The organism is Desulfobacula toluolica Tol2, from assembly GCF_000307105.1.
GTDB lineage: Bacteria > Desulfobacterota > Desulfobacteria > Desulfobacterales > Desulfobacteraceae > Desulfobacula > Desulfobacula toluolica.
Genome location: NC_018645.1, coordinates 4,397,772 through 4,422,601 on the forward strand (window position 1 = coordinate 4,397,772; position 24,830 = coordinate 4,422,601).

Consider the following 24,830-nt stretch of genomic DNA (forward strand, 5'->3'; position numbering starts at 1 on the left):
CTTTTTTTTTATTTTTAAAACCTGCAAACCGATTCCCAGCATAATACCCCCATAGTATACAATCGCTTCACAGCCCCAGAAATATTATTTCAGGTTCTTGATCCTTCAGTCTTTAAATCAATCATTGGCCTTTGGTGAATAAGCCCGAACGTTTTCTCCACAAAAAAAAAGGCAGGATCATCTATTCAATTACGACCCTGCCTTTTTAAAACAATAAAAGTGGTGTTTGCTGATAAGCAATGAGTTCTATAGGTTCATTATTTAACTTTATTGTTCATCTGTGTCATCAAAAGTAATCAGGGCTCCTTCATAAAGGTTGGCATCCTCGGTCCAGCCAATCATCTTATTTTCTTCACAGCTTACATCACTTGATGGAACAAGAAAAATCTTGGCCCCGTTTTCAAAATTTTCATCTGCTTCAATCGGCAAAGTACCTGTTTCGACAGACCCTTTGATATGGATATTACCACTGCTGTAATATTCAATACAGTCCTCTTCACATTCAGTTACAATCCCGGATCCCAGACAGATAAGACCCGTTCCCGGCCATGGATCAGGATAATAAATCAAAGTGTATTCCTGTCCGATTGGGAGGCCATGACCATTAAAGACAAAGTCAAAGGTCGAACCTGACAGGTTGTATTTCATTTTTCCCCACATACCGCCTTCAACAATCAGCCAGGGGTCTTCACGAGTAAGATAAGGATCAGGAGCCTTCTCATAAAGATACAAATGTCCAATATTGGACTTGCCAGCCTGTTTGCTTGGACCTTTTTCCCCATTTTCCCATTTTAACCCCTTAGACATGGCAGGGAGAACCAAAAAACCTGTTATCAGAATTGCAACAATACCCATAATAACCTTTTTGTTCATAATTTCCTCCATTTTAAACAATTTATTTTATGACTGCTAAAGATGACTTCTTGAATTTTATTAGCATATGCCGTGCCATGAATTATGAATAAGCATAACCATTTTAATTTTCAGGCTAATCCACACTATTCAAACCGTTCACCCGATTATCATAATTTTATTTTATTTAAATATCACCACTTATAATTGAATATCAGCACTTGTATGTATGGAAACCATAAAAAAAGTATTACATAAAATTCATAAAACAGGAAAAAAAATTCATAACAGTATATCTGTATGACACATAACCTGCACCACTCAATATTTCCCTACCAAAATCTATCCTGTCGAATTCTTTGAGGACAAATGCCTTTCCTGCCCCTTGACAATTTTGATTCAGAACCAAGTTTATTGGGATATGAATAGCAATAACCGGACGGTTTATTTTAAGGAGACATTATGCCGGGAGTATATGAAATTTATGTAAAAGATCATTTTGCCGCAGCCCATGTTTTGAAAGGATATGATGGTAACTGCTCTAATATGCATGGCCACAACTGGATCGTTGAGGCGTATATTCAGTGTACAAAGCTTGACCATCTGGGAATGGGAATTGATTTCATGGATGTCAAAAGCGCTGTTACGGATGTGCTGAGCAAACTTGATCATACCACTCTCAATGATCTGCCTGAATTTTGCAACATGAATCCGACATCTGAAAATGTTGCAAAATTTTTGTATACACAGTTGTCTCGGCACCTGAACACAGAACATATAACCGTCACCAAAGTAATGGTATTTGAAAGTCCCGGATGCGGGTCTTCCTACCGGGAGGTTTAATTGCAGCTCAATATCTGCGAAATTTTTTACAGTCTTCAGGGCGAATCTTCCTTTACCGGACTGCCCTGCATTTTCATCAGGCTGTCAGGATGTAATCTTGCCTGTTCCTGGTGTGACACGGAATATGCAAACACGGAATCTCACCCCATGACCATTGACCAGATTCTGAAAAAAACACTGTCCTATAATTGCAACCTGGTTGAAATCACAGGTGGTGAACCATTGTTGCAGGACGGCACGCCCGTCCTGATATCAGCACTTTTAGATAAAAACTATCAGGTTCTTCTGGAGACCAACGGCAGCAAAAGCATTAAAAACATCTCTTTGGACTGCATAAAGATCATGGATATCAAATGCCCTTCCAGCAATGAATCAGATAGTTTTTTGCCGGAAAACATCAATTTTTTGACCCAACAAGATGAAATCAAATTTGTCATCAGCTCCCGAAAAGACTATGAATTTGCCAAAGCCATTATCGACACCAAATTAAGAAAGATTTCACCAAAAAAAATTCACCTTTCACCTGTTTTCGGACAGATCTCACCTGATGCTATTGCCGGATGGATGATAGATGACAATCTTCATGCACGGCTTTCGCTGCAGCAGCACAAAATCATTTGGGACCCTGATAAACGAGGAGTTTAAAAACAAAGTTATGCCAGATAAAGCCATCGTACTTTCCAGCGGAGGAATTGATTCCAGCACGGCCATGGCCATTGCAAAATCAAAAGGAAAAGAGATTTACAGCCTGAGCTTCAGATATGGACAGCGGCATTCCATTGAAATTAAAGCCTCAAAAAAAATTGCCCAATCGCTTGGGGCAAAGGCCCATAAAATCATTGATATTGACTTAAGACAATTTGGCGGGTCAGCCCTGACCGATGATATCAATGTTCCCAAACACGACACCGTGGATGATATCGACGCAAACCAGATCCCCATCACCTATGTTCCGGCCCGAAACACCATTTTCCTGTCTTATGCCATGGCCTGGGCAGAAGTCCTGAAGGCCACATCCATCTATATCGGGGTCACGGCCGTGGATTACTCAGGATATCCAGACTGCAGGCCGCAATTTATTGAGGCTTTTGAAAAAATGGCCAACCTGGCCACCAGAACAGGCATCACAAAAGAGGCGGTGCTGAAAATAGAAACTCCCTTAATTCATCTTTCAAAAGCCGACATCATAAGAACCGGGGTTGATTTAGGGGTTGACTACGGGTTGACCACTTCCTGCTATGATCCCGATGCCCTTGGCAGGTCCTGCGGCAGCTGCGAATCTTGCCTTCACAGGATCAAAGGATTTAAAGAGGCAGGCATCAAAGACCCGACACTTTACTATTAACAGCACAGGCTATGGTATTTTTGGAAAAAAGCTTGACTTGCTTACAAGAGGGTATTAAGTAAAATTCATTATTTTTAAAACCTTCGGCAGAAGCCGTTTATGGATAAATCTCAAAATTTTTTATTTGGATTTACTCGTTATTTTTTGTTAAAAAAACAGGCTGTAACAGTTTAATATTAAAGGCCTGATGACTTTTTAGATGCCGGTTGGCTCAACTTCCGGCGGATAACACATTATTGCACCAATCAACGAAGCCAGGAAGACTTCATTTGAATACAAAATGTATTCAAAGAAGTCTTTTTGGCTTTTGTTGTTTTGAGAACAATGGATTTTCATGCTGAAGGCCGGACTTCAGGTGTATGTATGGATATCAAAATGATTGAAAATCAATTAAAGGAGACTCGTACAGATGAAAAAATTGTTTGTCGTTACAGCACTGTTTGTGCTGCTGACGGCCCGCCCCGGCCTGGCCGATGAAAACAGCGTTTCAGACACATCCGACAAGACGTTTGTAATGGATGAAATAAAGGTTACTGCTCAAAATATCGAAGTTCGTCCCAACAAGACAGAGGTTTTTATAGAAGATTACAATATTGCAGGGCAACCTGCCAATGTGCTGGATATTCTTAAAGATCGTGCAACCATCGACTTCAGGGGAGAAAGCGACCTGGTGCCGGAATCCGACAGCATTCAAATGCGGGGATTTGACTCCCGCCAGTTTCTGATATCTGTTGACGGACTGGTCATCCAGAAAACCGGTGGCTGGTGGGGAGATCATTATGTGGACTTCGGCACTATACCCCTTTCAATCATTGAAAGCATTGAAATTCTTTCTGGCCCACATTCCGCATTATATGACGGTAAAAGTTTCGGCGGTATCATTAATTTTAAAACCACGGAACCAAAATTTTATGAAACAGCCGATATTGAAGGCGACATATCAACAAGCATTAGAAGTTATAATACCCAAAGCCACAAGGTAAATCTTCAAGGCGGAAAAGGGGGATTGAATTTAGGATTCAGTTATGAAAATTATCATACAGACGGGTATTTAAGAAACAATGAGGCTGATCTTGACACCATAACAGGACGATTGGGATACAAACTTCCATCAGGTGGATATATCCGTCTCACAGGCAGCTACAGCGATCTTGAACGTGAAATCCCCTCGGCAAATGATCCTGCACAAGATAACTATGACGGCGGCTATCCTGTGGTCAAGACAGCAGACGTATCTCCCCGCTGGCTGAACCCGGATGACAACAGCGTAAGAAATTATGACGGACATTCCCTCCGCTTTGATTTCAAACAGCCGTCTTCCATGGGAACATGGATTACAGGAGCATATTATACGGATGAAGGACAGTCCTATCACCGCGACGGATATGATTACAGCAGATACACCACCAACTATGTCTCTTACGGGGCTTTGGCAAAAAACGAATTTAAAATATCGGATAATCATCAGATCACCCTGGGCATGGACACCGCCCACCTGTTCCAGAAATACACGGAACAGATTGTTGAGACATGGGCCGGATATCTTCAGGATAAATGGCGGATTATTCCCAGTCTTTCTTTAACTGCCGGTCTCAGGTACGAAAACATTGATATCTGGTGGAACAACTGGTGGGACCCTTCTACAACATATCCAGACGGTGCGTTCAAAGACCCTTCCAATCCTTCCAAAAATATTAAACAAAATTATGACCAATTGTCTCCCAAATCCTTCCTGACCTATGAGATGGATGAGCTTGCCGCATGGCTGCGAGACACGTCCGTGTCGCTGGGTGTCAGCAAGATATGGACTCCCAGGGATTATTGCGAAGTTTGCAGTTGGGGATCAGGCGTTGAAATCAATCCCACCCACGGAATTGGGTATGATATTGTTTTTACCAGAAGATTGTGGAAAAATATTTCCATAAACGTGGATGTTTCCCATTATGAGTTTGAAGACTACGGCATCTGGGCCAATGCAGCTACGGATTATTTTAAGGAAGCTCTCTGGGGACGGCGAATGGTGGAGCTTGAAGAGGTACACAAAGACGGTGTTGATGTAGAGCTGAATGGAAACATATTGGATGATCTGTATTTTTATCTGAGTTATTCCTTTAATGAATGGAAATACAAAGGCCCCCATAATGGAGGCCCGGAAGAGTGGGCAGATCAGGATCTGAGCGACCGGGCCAAGCACCGGTTTAATGCCGGGGTACGGTATAACCTGTTTGAAAAGACATTACTGCTTCTGGATTACAAATTTCAGGACAAACAGGTTCAACAGGTTCTCGGTATTGTGGATGATGATCCCAGCAATCTGTATGTGAATGAGGTTGCACTGGACAGCTATCATGTGGTTGATTTTGCCGTGGAGCAGTTGTTGTTTGAAAACCGGTATAATATCAAAAAAGGTACATTGAAACTGTATGTCAACAACCTGTTTGATGAAGAGTATTCCAACAGCAAGGGCTTTCCCATGACAGACAGAACATTTGGTGCAGCACTGAATTTTAAATTTTAACAAATTTTCTGCCTGGTTTTTCAAACTATAGGGTTTGAAACAAATGAAGGGAGGCTTTACGATAAGCCTCCCTTCAGAATTTATGCGGTCTCTTCAAAATTTATAGCGGAGGAGATTGATATCTTCCTATCTACTCAAACCTGCCAATTCATAAGGATTGGAACCTGCAGTCACCATTTTCTCATACATGCCTTTTTTCAAAAGAAACTCACTTGAAACCGTCACAAATTTTTCCGGCTGATCCAGATACTGCAACATTGCAAATGTCATGGCAGGTTTGGCACTATCCTTGGAGACAAGGGCCTTGACCTTGTCAAAATCAAAAGAAAAAACAATGCCCCTGCCAATTCCGGTTTTTTTATCCGTAATCAGCAGCATTGCGGCGGGATTATCAATTGAAATTTTTTGCTTTTGTTCGTCGGTAAGTTTTTTCACGATCATCCCCCCTTTTCCGGGAGTTGTATCCAGCATTGCCATAAATGCATCTTCCTTACACCATACAGGGCAGGAAATAACTGTGTACTTTTCTTCTTTTTTCAAAGGATAATTATCTTGAATCATCCGTGCGATAAGATATCCCGAGGTCACACCCGGACAGATATGGTTGTGAATTTCAGCACATTTAAAATAATCATAAGGTGCCCCGACAGTCCATGAACCTGCAATGGTAGCTATGGTAAAAAGATCAGGCCCGCATACAAAGTTTTTTGTATCTTTCCAGAATTTTTTCTCGGAAACCTCTGAAACCGCTAAATTTATATTTTCTTCCACTATTTTTTTCCCATGGCTCCATGTCATAACCACAGCGTCTCCAGTGGTTTTTCTGAACAGGGTAATACTTATGGGGCTGGCCGGATGCCGCTGAAAAAACATCATATTCTGCCCGCCTGTTGTGCAGCCCGTCACCTGTTCCAGCACCAGGACATATTCAATGCCAAAATGATTTTCCATCCTGATGTAGGGAGCGTTGGTAATCACCAGCAGGTCTGACGCCCCTTTTTTAACACCGATTTTTTGCATTCCTTTTTCTATTATCTGTTTTAAATCTGGTTCTGCAGCAGTGACCTGCATAATGGTAAGTGTAAAAACAAAAACAACCAACATAAAACTCTTAACATATTTGTGCATTTTTAAACTCCTCCTAAGATTTTTTCCAAAAAAAAAGCCACAAAGGCATGACAGATTTTTTATCTGCATCTTGCCTTCGTGGCTTTTATATATACACTGTGGAGCAAATTAAATTATCACACCATAAACCGTGTGATAAAAACCGCAAATATCATTGTGGGATTCAAAACAGCATCATCTTCCTGATGAGCGATTGTTCATTTCTTAATCAATAAAAATTTAATTGTCAACGTTTTTTGTGACCCTGAATTTCAAACTGCCCCGCATTTTTTTGCCCACCCATAATAAAGGATAATTAAGGGATAAGGGCCTGAGTCATGACTCCGAGATTTTCCCTTCAGCAGCAAGGGCACGGGCATAAATCTCCACCGGATGTTTGACCGAAGCCGGATGTTTTAACTTGGCCAGCATGTCACAAATCTGCAGCATACAGGCAGGACAGGAGGTCGCCACTGTAGGACACCCGGTATCCACAATATTCCGGGCTTTTTCAAGGCCGATCTGGGTTGACATGTCATAATGGGCAAAATTAAAGCTCCCCCCCATGCCGCAGCAGGTGTCGCAGGCCTTCATCTCTTTTATTTGATTGCCGGAAGCAAAGATAACCTGCCGGGGCTCATTAAATACACCAAGGGATTTTTTAAGGTGGCAGGGGTCATGATAAGTTACACATTTTTGTTCTTTTTCACTGCTTGAAATTTCAGAAAACAGGTCAAACCGTTTTTCCATAAGCCAGCTTATGTCCACAGTCCTTTCAGCCAAAGCCTCAACCCGCCTTAACAACTGTTTATCACCATGTTTGAGCAGGGAGGGCCACAGCTTTATAATGGTCGAAGAACATGTGGCACAGGCCGTCACAAGGTAATCAAATCTTTGTTTTGAAAAAAGATCTACATTGATTTTCACAAGAGTCTCAAAGGTTTTAAAATCCCCGGATGAGATAGCCGGGATACCGCAACACCCCTGGCTGGAAGGAATAAACACCTGGGCATTAAAATGCGTTAACACGTCAACCACGCTATGGGCGATATTGGGAAACACCTTGTCAATCAAACACCCGACAAAAAAAGCCACTTTTACCCCTTTTCCGCCAACCCGGCTGTCCAGGCTGCCAAGGGTTCGGTTAAACGAGGTTTGTTTTAAGGGAACCATATGCCGATGCCGCAACAGGTGCGAACCAATCCTGGCACAGGAAGTGCCTTGAAAATTTTGTTCTTTTTTTAAAAAAAACTTTTGAAATGAAGCCACCATCCCCATTAGCCCATTGAATGTTTCAGGGCGGGAAAGCAGTCTTTTAAACAATATTTTTTTTAAAATAGGCAACCCGAGATATTGAGCAATAATGGCCCTGGCCTTTAAAAATATTTCAAGGGTGTTCACGCCGCTGGGGCATCCATGGGCGCAGGACCCGCAAAGAAGACATCTTTGGAGACGCTCATTTACTCCCACAGCATCATCAAACATCTGATCAATCAATCCCGTGATCAAAACCAGCTTGCCCCTTGACACATCAGCTTCGTTCCGGGTCAGGGCAAACAACGGACAATTTGCCTGGCACATACCGCAACGGGTACACACGGCAAGCTGGTCTTCAAGCTGCCGGACATCACGGGCAAGCTCCTGCATTTTGCTTGTGACCTTCAGGTTACTTGTGGTCTTCAGATTAGCCATAGGAATACTCTGCAGGCTGTTTGACTTCCTGTTTAATCTCTCTATCATGAATACCAAGCAGGTACAAAAGGCCGTCCAGGCCAACACTTGAAATGGCATTGGATGCTTCCTTCCGAACAACCGGCTTGGCATTAAAAGCAACTCCCAGGCCGGCAATACTGATCATAGGAAGGTCATTGGCCCCGTCTCCGACAGCAATGGTCTGTTCCAGGACAATCCCCTCTTTTTGGGCAAGCTGCCGTAACAAAACGGCTTTTTTCTCGCCATCCACAATATCGCCCTTTACTTTGCCTGTTACAACACCATTTTTTATGTCCAGATCATTGGCATACATATAATCAAACCCGAGCAGGTCTTTTAAATATTCACCAACAAAGGTGAAGCCTCCGGACAAAATACCCAGTTTATAGCCCAGGGCTTTGAGAGTCTTGGCTACCAAATCCGCACCATCTGTCAGTGGCAGGTCCCTTGATACTTTTGCCAGCTGCTCTTCTCTTATTCCTTTTAAAAGAGCCACCCTTTGCCTGAAACTTTCTTTAAAATCCATCTCACCTCTCATGGCAGCTTCGGTAATTTTATCCACCTGTTCACCCACACCGGCCAGCTTGGCCAGTTCAACAATCACCTCAGCCTGGATCAAGGTGGAGTCCATATCAAAAACAACCAGTTTCCTGTGTTTTCGGTAAATATTGTCTGCATGAAAAGAGATATCAATCCCGGTATTCTGGGAAATTTCCATAAATCTTTTTCTCATATCAATAAGGTTCAGGGGTTTTCCACTTACAGAAAGCTTTACACTGGCCCTTGGATTATTCTGTGATGTTTTAAGGGAAATTCTCCCGGTCAGGCGTGTAATACTGTCGATATTCAAATTATTATCCGCAATAACTGAGGCAACAGTGGAAATTTGCTGAGCTGTCAGTCTTCTGCCCAGAAGAGTAATGATACGCCTTTCTTTGCCCTGTGCATGAACCCATTCTTCATAATTTTCAGGGTCAATCGGCTTAATATCTATCCTGAGCCCCATTTTGTGGCCCTCAAACAACATATCCTTAAAAATAGAAGAAAAATCTTTTGGATTGGGAATTTCAGCCAGAATTCCAAGGGAAATATGTTCATGAATCACAGACTGACCAATATCCAGAATATTAACATCATATTCCGCCAGAATCCCTGTGAATTTTGCATCAACTCCCTTCCTGTCCCTGCCTGTAATATTTATCAGTACAACATCGCTCATTACAACTATCCTTCAATCCTTATTCAAGAATTTATATCCACATAAAATTTAAATACGCACACCATTTTCAGATAACTGCCACGGGCAGACCTGACCATTTTATACAACAATCTGCTTACCTTGGTTTGCCCACAACAAAAATTGAAAGCCTCTGTGTAAATTTCTCAAGACTTTATTATAAACTCAACAACTCAATCCATCAGATAATATTTCGCTTTTAGGCTTAAATTTCAAGCATTTATACCCTTGCCCAGCAATTGTTACAAGCAATTTAAGATGATTGTTCAAGTTTTATAAAATTTCCCTGATCATCTGACGGGCAAACAACAACCTGTTTATCATTTCCCAGTATTTTCACCCTCATAATCAGAACAGATGAAATCAGATAAAATACGGCAAACAAGCTGAACACAATCTTAAAATTTGAATGGGTCATATCAAGAATTATTCCGGACAGCCAGGGCCCTAAAAATCCTGCAAAAAATCCATATGCCGTAAACACCAGACCAAACACTTTCCCAAAATTTTCAAGTCCGAAAACCTCGGTCACCAGAGGTGCTGAAACAGTAAACAATGCGCCAAAGGCAAGCCCTATAAAACAGGCTAAAAAGCTTACCACATAAAGATGGCTGAACCACGGCATCAGACAATATGCACACGATGCCATCAGAAAAACTATCATCAAAATTTTTTGTTTGGAATATCGGTCTGACAGCCTGCCGCAAACAAGTCGGCCAATACCGTTTAATATGTTAAAACAGGTCAATATATAAACATATTGGGTGATACCATATCCCAACTGCCTGCCAAAAGAAGACGCAAGAACAATCAGGGAAACACCTGCCGCACCCGACAAGGCCCATACGCACCATAGAAGACGAAAAGACGACAGACTCACTGTCTGTTTAAAGGACAAGGTCGATAATTGCGGCCCCCCTTTTGCTTTGTATTTGCCCGGAGTTTTGATCAAGAAGGCAACCGATGTCCCAAAAGCAATGGAGAGGAAACCTGCAAAAACAGAGGTAAACTCATAGCCTTTTAAAACAAGAAGATATGTAAAGATCGGTGACATGACAGCCGAAGCCCCCCCAAAGGTTAAATTGAGGATACCGGTAATCAAACCTTTATTTTCAGGAAATATTTTTTGAAAAATAGTGAGGCACGGGATATAAACAAAGGCACAAAAAAATCCTTCAAGAAACGCCCAGATATAAACATGTTCCATGCAGGTTGCCTGACCGACAAACAAAGTGGCAAGAGAACAGGCTAAACTTCCGGTAAAAATAATAAAACGGCTGGGGATTTTTTCCTGCAGTTTACCGGCCAGATACATTGCAGACCCTGTCCCGGCAAGGATAAAAAACATAAGACGACCGATTTGAGCCTTGTTCACATGAAAAAGAGTCTGCCATTCCGATGCCATGACACCGGGGAAACCAAACACAAAAGCACCAGGAAAAAATATGGCCAGGCATCCGAAAAAAAGAATTATTTTTTTATTTTCAAGCAACGGCATATTTTTTTCAACTCCTTATAATTATTCAGGCCTGGATCATCCAATACCTTTTCAAACAGCAGTTGTTTTATTCTGCCTACCTGTGGTCCTGATGCAATACCCAGAATACGCATAATATCATCTCCTGTGATCTCAAGATGACTCATACGAAACCCTGATTGTTCAGCCAGTTCATCAAATATTTTTTTCAGCCTCACACGGATTTCAGACAGGGTATAGGGTCTTTTGAGCAAATTGCCTTTTTTATCAGCAATGCGCATTCGCATAAAATCCCGGTAATCAAGGTTGTATTGTTCCAGTGTACAAAGAAGCCGCCTTACTGCCCTGGGGGTACTCTCATCAGTCAACGGCCTCATGTGAACCTGTATCAAAGATGTGATATAAGAGATATCCTTAAGCGCAAACCTTAATGTTGTCAAATCCCTTATTACCCCTTGGGTCTGCGTCTCATGCCCGATAAAGGTTAATTTGCCCTCTTCTATTTTTGCGGCATCAAATTTTCCAGCATCATGCAGGAACCCTGCAAGCCTCAGCATAGGAAAGCCCTTGGGCAGTGCATCCCCAACAAGCATACAGTGTTCAAATACGGTTTCACCATGATGGGGACCTCCATCAAGGTCATGGCATTGATCAAGGCTTGGAAAGATTTTTGGCAACAAGCCTGTTGTTTTTAACGCCCTGAAAAACAAGGAAGGCTTTTCCAGATCCATGGCTTTCATGATTTCATGGGAAATTCTCTCTTTTGCTGCGGCACTGTCCAACAGGTCTTTACACGCCATAATACCCTTAAGGGAAGATGCGTCAAAAGATCCTTGTATCATGGCCATAAACCTACAGGCCCGTACCATTCTCACGGGATCTTCCACTATTCTTTTTTCAGGGTCTTTTGTGAACCTGATTACGCCGTCTTCAAGGTCTTTTCTTCCGTTAAAGGGATCAATGACATTTTTTGCCATGGGATCATAGGCCATTGCATTGATGGTAAAATCTCTTTTTGCCAGATCTGACTCAGGAAAAGTGGATACGTCAAACAATGCCCGCCCGGAAGATATCTCAACACCGTTTACCAGGCAGATGGGAAAAGTTTTACCAACCCTTTTTATGTTTTGCCCCAAAAAAACAGACTCAATCTCTTGTATGGATGCACAAGTCAATACATCCACATCATCCGGCACTCTTTGCAACAAAATATCCCTGACAGCACCGCCTACAATATAAGATGAGAATCCGTTTTCCCTAAGAGTCTTTAAAATAAACCGCACCGTTTTGTCTGTTTTGTGAAGAATCAAACTCCCCACCCTGATGACCTGAAGGTCACACGTAACCTGAAGGTCACACATAAAAAGCCCTGAAGCAATCCTGCGGGAATGAGCAGCCTTGCAATATGATCCGGGTTTTTGTTCATTTTAAAAAGCCCTGGGTCAGCACACCGACAAACAGAAGAACGGAAATAATTGAATTCATTTGAAAAAATGCCATGTTAATCTGCGTTAAATTATCAGGTTTAACCATCTGGTGTTCGGCAATCAACAACAAACCTATGACGCCGAGAAACACTAAAAAAACCGGATGCATGCCAAAGGCTGCATACATGGACAAAAGAAACACAAAGGTACACACATGAAGCAAAGAAGAGATCTGCATGGCCTTTTTAGGCCCCAATGTTGACGGCAGGGAAAAAAGCCCCTCTGTCCGATCAAAATCAATGTCCTGGCAGGCATATAAAATATCAAATCCGGCAATATAGGTCATAAGGCCAAGACTCAGGAAAACAATGCTCCATGAAAGAGTGCCGGTAATCGCAACCCATGCCCCCACCGGAGCAAGGGAGATGGCAAACCCAAGATAAAGGTGACAATATTTTGTAAACCTCTTGGTATAGGAATAAAACATCAAAAAAAACAAAACCGGAAAAGAAAGGATAAAACACAGGTTTGACAACATGGCTGCGGACAACACAAATGCCAGACCCGACAATCCGACAAACAAAGCCACATCTTTTTTTGACAATGCGCCTGAAGGTATTTCCCTGATGGCTGTCCTGGCATTTTTAACATCAATCTCCGCATCCGCAATACGGTTAAATCCCATGGCAGCCGATCTTGCGCCCACCATGGCCGTTAAGATCCAGAAAAAATCCCAGGCAGACGGTGAATGCGTTTCCCACCCCATCACCACAGCTGAAAAAGCAAAGGGAAGAGCAAAAATTGTATGGGAAAACTTAATCATTTTCCCGTAAACCAGTATTTTATTTTTTAAAAGCAACGCTAAACCGACAATATAATTCTCACCACTCATATCTCACATCTCACTATCCACTATTCAATAACAATCATCCATCATCCAAAACCCAATACTCAATATATTCCATAGGCAATGGTATCACATCGGGGGCATTTTCCCCCTTCCTGCAAAAAACTTTCCACCTGATACGCATATCGTTTCACTAAAAGCGCATCACACGAATGACAATAGGTATTCTCAGACGACTGGCCCGGAACATTTCCAATATACACATATCTAAGCCCGGCCTGCCTGCCCGACTCATATGCTGTTTCCAGAACGGATAACGGCGTTGGCGGCCTGTCCGTCATATGATAGCAGGGATGAAACCTTGAAATATGCCATGGAGTTTCACAACCCAGATCATTGGCAATATATTGCGCCATGGCCGTCAGATCATTTTTATCATCATTTAAACCCGGAATCAGCAGCGTAGTTATTTCCACCAGGATTCCCAGGTCTTTCATTCGTTTAATATTTTCTTTAACCGGTTCAAGCCTTGCTTTGCAAAAGGTCTTATAAAATTTATCATCAAATGCTTTCAGATCCACATTGGCCGCATCCAGAAAGGGAGAAACCATCTCAAGAACCCTGGTACTCATATACCCATTGGTGACAAAAATATTGAACAAACCTTTTGCCCTTGCAAGCCGGGCAGTTTCAAGGGCCAATTCAAAAAACACGGTGGGTTCGGTATAGGTATATGCGATACTGTCACACCCGTTTTTGACAGCGTCTTTGACAATTTGTTCAGGAAAAAAATCTCTTCCCTGGATCAACCCGTTGTTATCTGACGGCATCTGGGCAATATTGGCATTTTGGCAGAACGCACATTTCAAATTACATCCCACCGTGGCAATGGAATAAGAAAATGATCCCGGTTTTAAATGGAATATCGGCTTTTTCTCTATGGGATCAACCCCGGTGGCAATCACCTTTGGATAAACAAGGGACATCAGCCTGCCGCCTTTATTCTCACGAACCCCGCAAATGCCCCTTTTCCCGTCCTTGATGACACAAAAATGGCGGCAGATGCCACACCTTACTTTTTTTTCATCCAGTTTTTCATAGATCAGGGTTTCCATTTTTATTGCCTAATCCTTTTTATTGCCGCATCCTTGTGGCCAATCCAGTTGTAGGATTATAGACTCTGCGTTCTTTCACCTTCAACATTAAGGGACGGGTTCGAAATTTCGGCACCGGTTTAATCCGCATGCCTATAAGAGTCCCGAAACATGATTTTTGAACAATGTTCATGTTTTCAAAAAACCCTGCAATCCTCCCGTAAACAAATGGAAACTGCAGGGTTGTTTTCCATTTCACAGGAACATTTCCCAGAATTGCAAACACAATCTGTTTGAGTTCCCAGATACTGAAAAAATGTACCTGGGTATAGATGTCAGGCATAAAAAAACTTTTAAGCCTGCGAAGCACATTCAAAGGCGCATACCGGTTTAAAACACAGATAACCACATTATCCTTTGCCACCCTGCAGGCTTCTTCAATAGCCTTGGCAGGCCTTTCCGTAAATTCAAGGCTCGTGAATAATATGGCGCAATCAAATGTATTGTCATCAAAAGGAAGACTTTCAGCCGTCCCCCGGTGAAGATCCACCTGATTGCCAAGCCTTTTTGACGCCAGATCCAGCATGTACAAAGAAGGTTCCACACCTGTAAGAATAAGTCCCCTGTCCAGCAAAAGTTCCAGGCTGATTCCCGTTCCGCATCCAATATCAAGAATGCGCTGTCCTTTTTCCGGAGATAAAAGATCCAGCATCAATTTGATTTCAAGATCCAGGCAATACTTGTTCCTGGCCTTATCAAACCAGGCATCATATGATCCTGCATCTTTAAAATCAAATACATATCCCATGCTTAATCTATAATCTCTTTTACTTTTGACATCATCTGGTTAACAGCAAAAACTGCGGGAGAATCATCCTCCAGCTCAAGAACCGACCGTCTTTCCATATCAAACTCAAGAAGGTTGGCATCATCGGGTATGGTGCAGAGTATTGGAACACCGATCCTTTCGACCTCATCCAGAAAAGCTTTGCTCAAGGTTTCCGGTGCCCGGTTAACGATCAGGCCCTTATGTTTCACATCCAGTTTAAGATCACCCAGCATTTCATTGATTCTTCCCACAGCCCTCAGCCCCCTTAAGGCATAGTCTGTGACCAGCAGCAGCATATCAACCTTGCCGCTGGTTCTGCGGCTCAAATGCTCCATCCCGGCTTCATTGTCAACAAGCAGGTATTTATAATTTTTTTCCAGCTCGTCGGCAAACCGGTTCAGGATATTATTTACCATGCAATAACAGCCCTGGCCTTCCTGGCGGCCCATGACCAGCAGATCAAAAGAATCCTGCTCAATCAGCACCTGGTTCATCAGCATTTCAAGATAAATCATCTTATCCATGCCCGAGGGAACAGCCTGGGGATCTTTCATAAAATTTTCACGAACGTCGCCCACTGTTTTTTCAATATTCAGCCCAAGGGTTTCCCCCAGGTTGCTGTTGGGATCTGCGTCAATTGCAAGAAGCGGATCATTCTGATGTTTTGTAAAATACCGGGTAACCAGTGCTGAAACCGTTGTTTTGCCAACTCCGCCCTTGCCTGCCATTGCGATTACTTTGCTCATATTTACTCCAAATCCAGTTGGTTAATTTTCTGTTTCTCTAACATAATGCAATCTTTTAAAAATGCAATTAAAGAGTTGAATAATAAACGAATTCCAAATCCAAAAGCAATTTATTTTCCAAATTGCAAGGATAATTCATGGTATTTCTTTAATTTTTCCTGAACTTTGCCAAAAACAGTCTCTTTGGGATAGCAGTCGTTTGAATCCGGTTGACCGGCGGCAATACCGGTCAGCACCTCAATGCCCTCTTCAATATTGGTGACCTTATACAAATGAAACCATCCTGACTCAATGGTCTGAACAACGTCTTTTCTCAAAACAAGATTTTTTACATTTGAAGCCGGAATCATAACCCCCTGGTGTTTTGTCAGCCCTTTTTTCACACAAATATCATAAAATCCTTCTATTTTTTCATTCACATCTCCAATGGCCTGGATCTCACCCTTTTGATTCACCGATCCTGTAACCGCGATTTCCTGGCGGATGGGAATGCCCGAAAGGCTGGAAAGAACCGCATACAACTCCGTGGACGATGCGCTGTCACCGTCAATGCCATCATAACTTTGCTCAAATGTAATGCTGATACTGACACTCAAAGGATAATTCTGGGCAAACATTCTGCCAAGATAGCCGGAGATAATCATGATCCCCTTATCATGAGTCTGACCCGAAAGATCGGATTCATGCTCAACATTAATAATGCCTGCAGGCCCCATATAAGATTCCGCAGTAATCCTTGTGGGCCTGCCAAAGGCAATTTCACCCATATCATAAACCGCCAGAGCATTCACCTGTCCTGTTGTCCGCCCTTTCACATCAATCAGGACATATTGGTCATCAAACTCCTCGGATAATTTTTCTTCATACAGATTGTTGCGAAACCGCTGCTGGTTCAAAGCCAGGGTCACATATTTTTCAGACACCACGGAAGCGCCCTCTTTTTTGGCCCAATAATCGGCCTCTTTTAAAATTCCAAGGATCGGACCAAATCTCAAGGACAGTTTCTGCTGATTTGCAACCATTCTGCTTCCATACCCGATGACTGCCCATACACCGTCTGCGGTAAAACTCAGGAGGTTCTCTTTTTTACAGACCCTGGCAATAAACCGGGCATAATTGTAGATATTTTCATCGGTTAATGGTGCTTCATAATCAAAATCCGCCCTGACTTTAAATATCTTGTTAAACCTTGCATCCGCACTCTGTAAAATCCTGAAGGGTTCATATCCGCCGACAAGAACCACCTTTACCGACAATGGGATGGGAGCAGGTTTCAGCGAAGGCATGCCGTAATCCAACTGGTCGGGCATATCTTCAATCCGAAGCTGTGAATCCTGCAAGGTTCTTTTTAACGATTCCCAGACCAGCGGATTTGACAACAGCGGTTCAATATCCAAAATAAGATAGCCTTTATTGGCTTTCAGCAATGAACCTGCCTGGACCATTGTAAAATCCGTTTCAAATGATCCTGTAACCGGTTTTTTCTCGATTTTCCCAAACAGGTTATGAAAACTCGGGTTGGGTTCAAACACCACCGGCGCACCTTTTTCCCTTCTTCGATCCACAAGCACATTGACCTGGTATCGTTTCACAAGTGATCCGGTCATTTCCAGGACTTTTTCCCCTTCATTCTCTTCCTGGCTTTTAACCCCCAGGAACAAAGAGATATTATCAATAATGTCCTGCTTGACATTCTTCAGGTATATTTGAATATCCTTGCAATCTTTGAAATAATACCTCACCGGATCAATCTGCTCGGAGATAAGCTGATCTGTTATGGATGCAACCTTTTCCTTTAATCCCGCCTCCATCTGTTCAGCAAGATTGTCCATTTCAATCAGGCACGGACTGAGTTTTTCTTCAACCTGCTCCATGGCTTCATCAATTTTTCGCAGGGCCGCCTCATCCAGTGCCTGGTAATCTTCCTGAGACATGGGTTTGCCGTCCAAAAGCGGCACGACCTCATAATCGGTTTGTGTCCTGAGAATTGACAGCCCCAGGTTCCGGGCAAATTGTTCAACATCCTCAAGCAACTTTTTCTGCCGGATGGAAGTTTCTTTGTGAATGGCGTTCTGCTCTTCCAGGAAAGACGGTGCTTCAAAGAATTCAGGTATTTTTATCTTTAACACTTCGATGAACCGGGTCATGCTCTGGCTGAAATAGACGGCTGATCCAGCCGGCATTTCAATGACAACCGGACAATAATCATTGTCAAAATTATTCACAAGGCAAAGATCTTCCGACGTCTGCCGGTTTTTAGCATGCTCTTTGAGAAGTTCTCTGACGATGGTGGATTTACCCGTGCCTTCCAGGCCAGTGACAAAAATATTATATTCCGGACCCGTCATGTTCAATCCAAAATCAATGGCTTCCACCGCCCTTTTTTGATTGATAATCCTGTCCAACGGCTCCAATTTTGACGTATCCTTAAAATCAAACAGCCCTGACGGATATTTTTGGTTCAACTCTTTTAGTGAAACTTTAAACTTTTCTTTCATTTTCCGCTCCTGATTATTTGTCCGCTCATATCCAACTTTAAAACGCCAAGACTGATATCCATCTTTCTCTCCTGCTATTGCTCTTGCTCAAATTTTTAAAACCGGCACACATATATTTTTATACCTCACGCTTCCGATCTGCACCAATGACAACCTGCCGCAACGCAGCTTTATTTTTTGCCCGAAGCCATTTTTTTTCAAACCGAGGGTCCAGAACAATCTGTGCAACAGCAGACAGGGCACGCAGGTGAAATTTTCTTTCATCTTTAGAGCCCACCAAAACAAAAGCCGCATACACCAATGGTGTGGATTTGGAAAACTCAATGCCTTTGCGGCACCTGGCCAGAAGAACGGAAAATTTTTTTTCCCCTTCAACAATAATATGGGGAACTGCCAATCCAGGTGCCAGTACGGTTGTTATTTCTTCTTCCCGTGTCATCAGCATGTCATACAGAAGTGAAGGCGACATATTCAATGAGTCGGACATGGCATGGGAAACCATATCAAAAAAGGTTTCCTTGTTCATGGCCTGTTTCAAATCCATTACCGGGCTGTTTTCCACAAACATATCAAACCTGTCTTTTTGAACAAACTTGTTTTTTTGAACAGACCGGTCTCTTTGAACAAACCCTTCTCTTTGAACAAACCGGTCTGAAGCGATGATCTCTTTGACTTCGGTTTGAACCAGAGGATCAATCAATTCCTTTGCACTTGCCTTTTCAACAAGCTGCAGCAATGCTTCTTCCTGGTTGACGTCAAATCTCAAGGCGATTTCTTTTAAGGAATTGGTCGCCCCCACCACTGTCACAAGATCACCTGCCTCAAGTCTTGTGTAATCATGAGGCACAAACAGCACCCCCCGTCTTCGAACAGACATGATTACGGCATCAAAAGGCAGCCTCAGATCCCTTAAAGCCAGACCGAACAGGTCCGGATTTTTAATTCGAAGATCAACAATATTCCGGTCTTTTTGCATCCCCATCAGCAATGATGCTGCAGCAGGCGACTGCACAAAATTGTCCAGCAGGCTGACAATTGCCGTGGCCGGATCAACAATCAAAACACCCAGGGCCTGGAAACGGCTGAAATTTTTCCGATCATTCAACCGGGCAATGATGGTCTGAGTTCCAAAATGCTCATACGCTATTTCACATATTTTATAATTTTCATCATCCGACAACATCGCCACAATGGCCCCGGCATGATCACCGCCCGTATATTTCAATTGAGCAAGGCTCAGGTCTGACAATTGATAAACATTGATGTTTGGATTTTTTTCATGGTGATTGTTCATGTGAGTAACACCCACTTTCACTGCCCACCCCTGGGAAATCAAAGACATGGCCAAAGCAAACGCCTGGCCGTCAGACCCGAAAATCACTGCATTTCTTGAACCTGCAGCCACATGACCTTCTGCTCTGGAGTGATCTTCCTTCATCATTTTAATGGCGTATTTAAACAATGGCGGACCAACGATCTGGTTTAAAACAATAATGGATATGATGATTGTGGCAAAAGGGTTTCCCCATTCGGGAAATTCAACAACCACTTCTTTTGCCAGACCCAGGCCCACACCCGCCTGTGTGATATAGGCCATCCAGGAAATGGTGTTGTTTTTCAGGGGATTTTTTGCCAGTGTGCCGCCGATGAAAGATCCGAACAATATGGCAATGGCCCTTGCAAAAAAAAGAGTGACGGCAATGGGCCAGGTCTGCACAAGAACATCAAGTGACAAGGATGCGCCGGTCAAAGTGAAAAATGCAATATAGACGGTCAGGCTGATGTCATAGAGAATCTTTAAAAATTCCCTTCTAACTCTTGATGTATTGGACACGAAAAATCCCGCCACCATACAGATCAGCAAAGGTTCAAGCAAAACTTCAGCAGACAGGGTGCCATGGGACATCTGCCGGATTTGGGATGACAAAATAAATACAAGATAACCGGCTGATAAAATAAAAGCGGTTTTTAAGGATTTTTGAACAGGCAACAGCAACACGGCCAGAATCAGCCTGGAAACAAGATATCCGAGAATAAAGGATGCACCAATCTCCGCTATCAAAAGCAGGATAAAGCTGAAATTAAAATCCATGCCTGAAAAAAGCGCGTCTGCAATAGATGAATTGGCGGCAAACAAAATAATGACCACCACATCCATAATAATGGTCACCCCCAGCACGGTCTGGGTAAACGAGCCTTTGGCCCTTAATTCATTGACAATGGCAATGGCGGAAGACGGCGACCGGGCAACCAGTATGGCACCTGCCAGAATTGAAACACCGATTCTTGCGTCAACAGGCATAAGTTGCATGAAAGGGATAAATCCGGAAAGAAGAAAAAAGGTCAGACCGGTTAAAAAGAACGTACACACCACAAGACCGGTGGTAATCCATGCAATACTTTTGACCCTGGTTTTGAGCTCTTTTAAATACAGCTCTCCGCCGGCAGCAAAAGCAATGAACCCCAAGGAAACTTCATCCACAAACCGCAGATTCAAGGTGGCTTCCAGGGTGATCAGATCAAGCATATAAGGGCCTGCAATGATACCGGTCAGCAAAAAACCGCTGATCAACGGCAATCCTGTTTTCATCAGGCTGTGACCGATCTGTTTTGACGCAACAGCAATGAGTGCAAAACAGGCACCAAATACAACAACATCCATAGACAATCCTATCATAGAATTCAGAGCCGATGGCGATCTTCAACTAAAACCATAGACCTGATCATAACATGGAAAACACGGATTGGAAATCAGGCAGGAAGAAAACACAGAGGAATAAAATTTTTCCCAACCACAACCAGTTCACAACGACCAAAGAAGATGTTGAATACATGTCATTAAATTTCACAAAACACGGTTCCAGAGACCATAAAAAAATGGTAATATATACAGCTTTAAAACAAACACCCAAGGATAAACCGTGAACAGATCAAACCCGTTGTTCCCATATTTTTGCCTGGTACTGGCCATGATGCTCTGGGCCAGTACCTTTGTTGCCCTGAAACTGGCCTTCAGGATCTATGACCCCATGGTGGTCATTTTCGGTCGCATGGCTGTAGCAAGCCTTTGCTCTCTCTTTTTTCCTTTTGTTTTCAAAAACATCCGGTTCAGGGTGAAAGATATAAAACACATCGCCTTTATGGTAATCTGTGAGCCCTGCCTCTATTTTGTCTTTGAAGCCAAGGCCTTAGTCTACACCTCAGCAGCCCAGGCAGGGATGATCACAAGCATGATGCCGCTGATGGTTGCCATTGGAGCCTGGCTGATCCTAAAGGAGAGGCTGACTTTTCGTACCTGTATTGGGTTTTCCATTGCAGTCACGGGTGCCCTGTGGCTGAGCCTTGCATCCAAGGCTTCTTCCCACGGACCCAATCCCCTGATGGGCAACTTCCTTGAATTTATGGCCATGGTATGTGCATCCGGCTATGCCCTGTCCCTGAAAAAACTGAGCGATCAATACTCTCCTCTTTTTCTCACGTTTATCCAGGCTTTTGCCGGGGCTGTTTTCTTTTTTCCGGCTCTTTTTTTGCCAGGCACACAGCTCCCTGTCCAGGCAGAACCCCTCCCGCTGTTTGCCATTCTCTATCTGGGCAGTGCAGTTACATTAGGGGCATATGGATTTTACAATTACGGGGTCAGCAAAATTCCCGCCAGCCAGGCCACTGCATTTATCAATCTGATACCGGTATTCAGCCTGATCATGAGCGCCGTGGTTTTAGGCGAACGATTTTCAAATGGTCAATACATGGCAGTTATCCTGGTCTTTATCGGAGTGATTTTAAGCCAGGACTTTAAGGGAATAGTCCGGACAGACCCGGCTCCCCTGCTGGAAGGATGACAGACCTGAGACAACAGGGCTGACCAACTACGGTTCCCTGATGCATTTTTTTAACAGATGAGAACACAGCAACCTTTATGGTTGCCCTTTTTGATAAGTCCACAACATTTTATTCCTTAGCTTTTAGATTAAAAATCCACCTAACAAATTCGAATATCCCTAAATGGATGAACATTTAAGAACCGGCTTTTCAACCAGTATTTTTTATTGTATAAATCATGAATCAGAACAAGTTACTCCCCAACACAAACAGGCTGAATCTTCATGCATAAGCTTTTAAAACCATTGTACAAAAAAATCATTCACCCCCTGGACCCGGCGTTTTTTGTCACCCGGTATGCGGCGAAATCAGTCCTGGCATGCCTCCTGGCACTGCTCCTTGCATTCTTCCTCCAGCTCCCGCAGGGCCTCTACTCCTGGTGCATTTTCGGGGCGTTCATCCTGATGCTTAGCCGTGCGGGAAGCACATACCGGGAAAGGAGGCTTGTGGCTATAAAACTGATCTTGATCACTGCCATCCTCGTTCCCGTCTCCACCTGGGCCGGAGGGCTGCCCCTGCTCCGGGAAGCTTATGTGTTTATACTGGTTTTCTGCGCTTTTTTTTCTGCCTGCCTGGGATTCCCCAACATGGTCATCGCCATGGGAGTCATGATCATAAACCTCTTGGCCATTGGTTCACCAGAACCTTTACTCCAAGGAGTTTTCAGAACCATGGCCGTGCTGCTCGGGGGTGGTGCCGCCTATGGGGTCAGCTTCCACATCTGGCCGGTTCACCCGGAAACAGTCCTCCGCAAGGCCGGTGTGGTGGCCCTCACCGACCTTGCTGATTTTTTCCGGGTGGTGACAAAAAAAATCCAAGGCCGCAGCCTGAAACGCAAAGTATTCCGACTCCAGGATAGAACCACAACTTCCTTGCGCCGCTACCGACAAATTATGGAAGCCATGAACCTGGACCCCATGAAAGAACTTGAAAACAACCAAGGCCCCACGGCCCTCTACGGCATGCTGATCCGTCTGAAAACCGCTATCGTGGGCTTGGACAGAAACAGTCGGATACATGAGAACCGCCTCCTTTCAGGAGAAGTCAAGACCGCCTTCTCAAACCTGGCAGCACAAGCATCGATAGCCTTTGACAAGCTTGTCAATCTTCTGGAAGGAACCTCAAAAAACCGGCCCCAATCCCTGGAAAACGCCTTGGACCATCTTGAAAACCAGCTTCTGAAACTTGGAGCCTACAAAAGGGGGGATGACATGAAAGAAGAATTCCTGGAAGCGTGGGGGGCCATCCACGCCCTGCGGCACCTGAACCTTGAAATGGAAAACATGGCCCGATTAAAACCCCTGGAGCAAACACCATGACCACCCCCGCGATTGTCAAACTCAGAAAAGAACTGCGCTTCAACTCTCCGGTGTTCCGGCATGCTTTAAGGTCCGCCTTTGCCGTGACCCTCGCCATTGCCGCTTCCCATATTCTGAACCTGCACCACGGCATCTGGCTGCCCATCAGCGTTCTGGTGATCATGCGGCCTTCCCTGGGCGGAACCCTTCGCATCGGATGGAACCGATTGCTTGGAACCGTTATAGGGGCCTCCATCGGCATCGGCATGCTCCTATCCCTTGGTGAGCATCACGGCATTTTGATCCCCCTGATCCTGGCGGCTCTGTTCCTTACCTTGTTTTTAAAAGTCTACAATTACACCGCGTATATCACGGCCCTCACCACCATGGTGGTGCTGGCCCTGGGCCTCATCATGCCCATGGGCTGGAAACTTGGAATGGTAAGGATTCTGGACACCTTCCTGGGCGTCGGAATCGGTGTGGGATGTGCCTTTCTTCTGTGGCCCACCCGGGCCAGAAAATCCATCCGTCGGGAAACAAAAAAAACCCTATGTGCCCTGGAAAAGCATTTTTCCCTCCTGGCAGATCACTATCTTTCGGGACAAACCGGTAACGACAGCGTCATCCCCTCCCGCATCAAGGTCAATGAGCAACTTGCCGAATGCCGGGAATCCTTCAGGGAAGCCGCCGCAGAACCTGGACTCAGCAGCGCCCAGCGCCAGGAACTGTCCCGTCTTTTAAGAACCTTTTCACGCATCGCAGACCTTCTCTCCGCCCTGTACACGGTGATCACCCGGGCCAAGGGAAAGCCCCTGCCCGAAATCAAAAAGTATACCGCAACCCTGCTTAAAGAAACCCGGGAACTGTTTAGCTGGATGGTGAGCTATGCCGGAAGCCCTGAAACCTGCGGGGATAAACCGGACCACCGATCCGCAATTCACCGGTTTTTGATCATGGGGAGCCGGTTGAGAAGCATAGGCACCTTTGACAAGGTTCCTCTCCAAAGGCGAAATAACATCTCTGCCCTGGTCTGGAATATACGGACAATCGGGGCGGAACTGGACCTGGCCCATGAACGGATTACGGCCCTTCGAAAAGGCCGGAAAAATTAAATTTAGAA

Annotated in this window: 19 protein-coding genes; 7 read left to right on the forward strand and 12 right to left on the reverse strand. The window is 44.0% G+C overall.

Annotation, left to right across the window (positions count from 1 at the left end):
• Positions 1–267: 267 nt before the first annotated feature.
• A complete protein-coding gene (locus TOL2_RS19990) occupies positions 268–873 on the reverse strand; it encodes a hypothetical protein (protein ID WP_014959093.1) in 606 nt (201 codons plus the stop codon).
• Positions 874–1,314: 441 nt separating this feature from the next.
• Here TOL2_RS19990 and queD point away from each other — a divergent pair, with 441 nt between their 5' ends.
• The 4 genes from queD (at position 1,315) to TOL2_RS20010 (ending at position 5,558) form a co-directional block, all read left to right on the forward strand.
• Positions 1,315–1,695: a 6-carboxytetrahydropterin synthase QueD gene (gene queD / locus TOL2_RS19995; RefSeq protein WP_014959094.1), complete on the forward strand. Its 381-nt coding sequence runs from the start codon at positions 1,315–1,317 to the stop codon at positions 1,693–1,695.
• Positions 1,696–2,340 carry a 7-carboxy-7-deazaguanine synthase QueE gene (locus TOL2_RS20000; protein WP_014959095.1) on the forward strand — a complete coding sequence of 215 codons (645 nt, stop codon included), beginning with the start codon at positions 1,696–1,698 and terminating at the stop codon, positions 2,338–2,340.
• Between the two features lie 10 nt (positions 2,341–2,350).
• A complete protein-coding gene (gene queC / locus TOL2_RS20005) occupies positions 2,351–3,040 on the forward strand; it encodes a 7-cyano-7-deazaguanine synthase QueC (protein WP_014959096.1) in 690 nt (229 codons plus the stop codon).
• A gap of 409 nt (positions 3,041–3,449) precedes the next feature.
• Entirely contained in the window at positions 3,450–5,558 is a 2,109-nt protein-coding gene (locus TOL2_RS20010) for a TonB-dependent receptor, FCYXU motif-type (protein ID WP_014959097.1), read from the forward strand.
• 126 nt (positions 5,559–5,684) lie between these two features.
• On the opposite strand, the gene TOL2_RS20015 is transcribed toward TOL2_RS20010, so the two are convergent.
• The 11 genes from TOL2_RS20015 to TOL2_RS20065 form a co-directional block, all read right to left on the reverse strand.
• Entirely contained in the window at positions 5,685–6,686 is a 1,002-nt protein-coding gene (locus TOL2_RS20015) for an FmdE family protein (protein WP_014959098.1), read from the reverse strand.
• A gap of 315 nt (positions 6,687–7,001) precedes the next feature.
• Positions 7,002–8,357 carry a (Fe-S)-binding protein gene (locus TOL2_RS20020; protein ID WP_148278158.1) on the reverse strand — a complete coding sequence of 452 codons (1,356 nt, stop codon included), beginning with the start codon at positions 8,355–8,357 and terminating at the stop codon, positions 7,002–7,004.
• Complete coding sequence (gene serB / locus TOL2_RS20025) at positions 8,350–9,597, reverse strand: phosphoserine phosphatase SerB (RefSeq protein WP_014959100.1); 1,248 nt, start codon at positions 9,595–9,597, stop codon at positions 8,350–8,352. The genes TOL2_RS20020 and serB overlap by 8 nt, the downstream gene beginning before the upstream one ends.
• A 271-nt stretch (positions 9,598–9,868) precedes the next feature.
• Positions 9,869–11,113 carry an MFS transporter gene (locus tag TOL2_RS20030; protein ID WP_051012472.1) on the reverse strand — a complete coding sequence of 415 codons (1,245 nt, stop codon included), beginning with the start codon at positions 11,111–11,113 and terminating at the stop codon, positions 9,869–9,871.
• Positions 11,086–12,402, reverse strand: coding sequence for a CCA tRNA nucleotidyltransferase (locus tag TOL2_RS20035; RefSeq protein WP_014959102.1), 1,317 nt, complete (start codon positions 12,400–12,402; stop codon positions 11,086–11,088). Before TOL2_RS20035 ends, TOL2_RS20030 begins: the two co-directional genes overlap by 28 nt.
• A gap of 112 nt (positions 12,403–12,514) precedes the next feature.
• Entirely contained in the window at positions 12,515–13,411 is an 897-nt protein-coding gene (locus tag TOL2_RS20040) for a UbiA-like polyprenyltransferase (RefSeq protein ID WP_014959103.1), read from the reverse strand.
• Between the two features lie 59 nt (positions 13,412–13,470).
• Positions 13,471–14,481 (reverse strand): AmmeMemoRadiSam system radical SAM enzyme, encoded by a 1,011-nt coding sequence (gene amrS / locus TOL2_RS20045; protein WP_014959104.1) that lies wholly within the window; start codon positions 14,479–14,481, stop codon positions 13,471–13,473.
• 19 nt (positions 14,482–14,500) lie between these two features.
• A complete protein-coding gene (locus TOL2_RS20050) occupies positions 14,501–15,268 on the reverse strand; it encodes a class I SAM-dependent methyltransferase (RefSeq protein WP_014959105.1) in 768 nt (255 codons plus the stop codon).
• Positions 15,269–15,270: 2 nt separating this feature from the next.
• A complete protein-coding gene (locus tag TOL2_RS20055) occupies positions 15,271–16,035 on the reverse strand; it encodes an ATP-binding protein (protein WP_014959106.1) in 765 nt (254 codons plus the stop codon).
• A 110-nt stretch (positions 16,036–16,145) separates the two neighbouring features.
• Positions 16,146–18,533, reverse strand: a complete 2,388-nt coding sequence (locus tag TOL2_RS20060) for a Lon protease family protein (protein ID WP_014959107.1) — start codon at positions 18,531–18,533, stop codon at positions 16,146–16,148.
• A 118-nt stretch (positions 18,534–18,651) separates the two neighbouring features.
• Entirely contained in the window at positions 18,652–21,195 is a 2,544-nt protein-coding gene (locus tag TOL2_RS20065; protein WP_014959108.1) for a cation:proton antiporter domain-containing protein, read from the reverse strand.
• A 259-nt stretch (positions 21,196–21,454) separates the two neighbouring features.
• Between TOL2_RS20065 and TOL2_RS20075 the strand changes: the two genes are divergently transcribed.
• The 3 genes from TOL2_RS20075 to TOL2_RS20085 all read left to right on the forward strand — a co-directional run bounded on the left by TOL2_RS20075 (position 21,455) and on the right by TOL2_RS20085 (position 24,822).
• Positions 21,455–22,372 (forward strand): DMT family transporter, encoded by a 918-nt coding sequence (locus TOL2_RS20075; protein ID WP_014959110.1) that lies wholly within the window; start codon positions 21,455–21,457, stop codon positions 22,370–22,372.
• A gap of 264 nt (positions 22,373–22,636) precedes the next feature.
• Positions 22,637–23,731 (forward strand): aromatic acid exporter family protein, encoded by a 1,095-nt coding sequence (locus TOL2_RS20080; protein ID WP_014959111.1) that lies wholly within the window; start codon positions 22,637–22,639, stop codon positions 23,729–23,731.
• Positions 23,728–24,822, forward strand: coding sequence for an FUSC family protein (locus TOL2_RS20085; RefSeq protein WP_014959112.1), 1,095 nt, complete (start codon positions 23,728–23,730; stop codon positions 24,820–24,822). Before TOL2_RS20080 ends, TOL2_RS20085 begins: the two co-directional genes overlap by 4 nt.
• Positions 24,823–24,830: the final 8 nt, after the last annotated feature.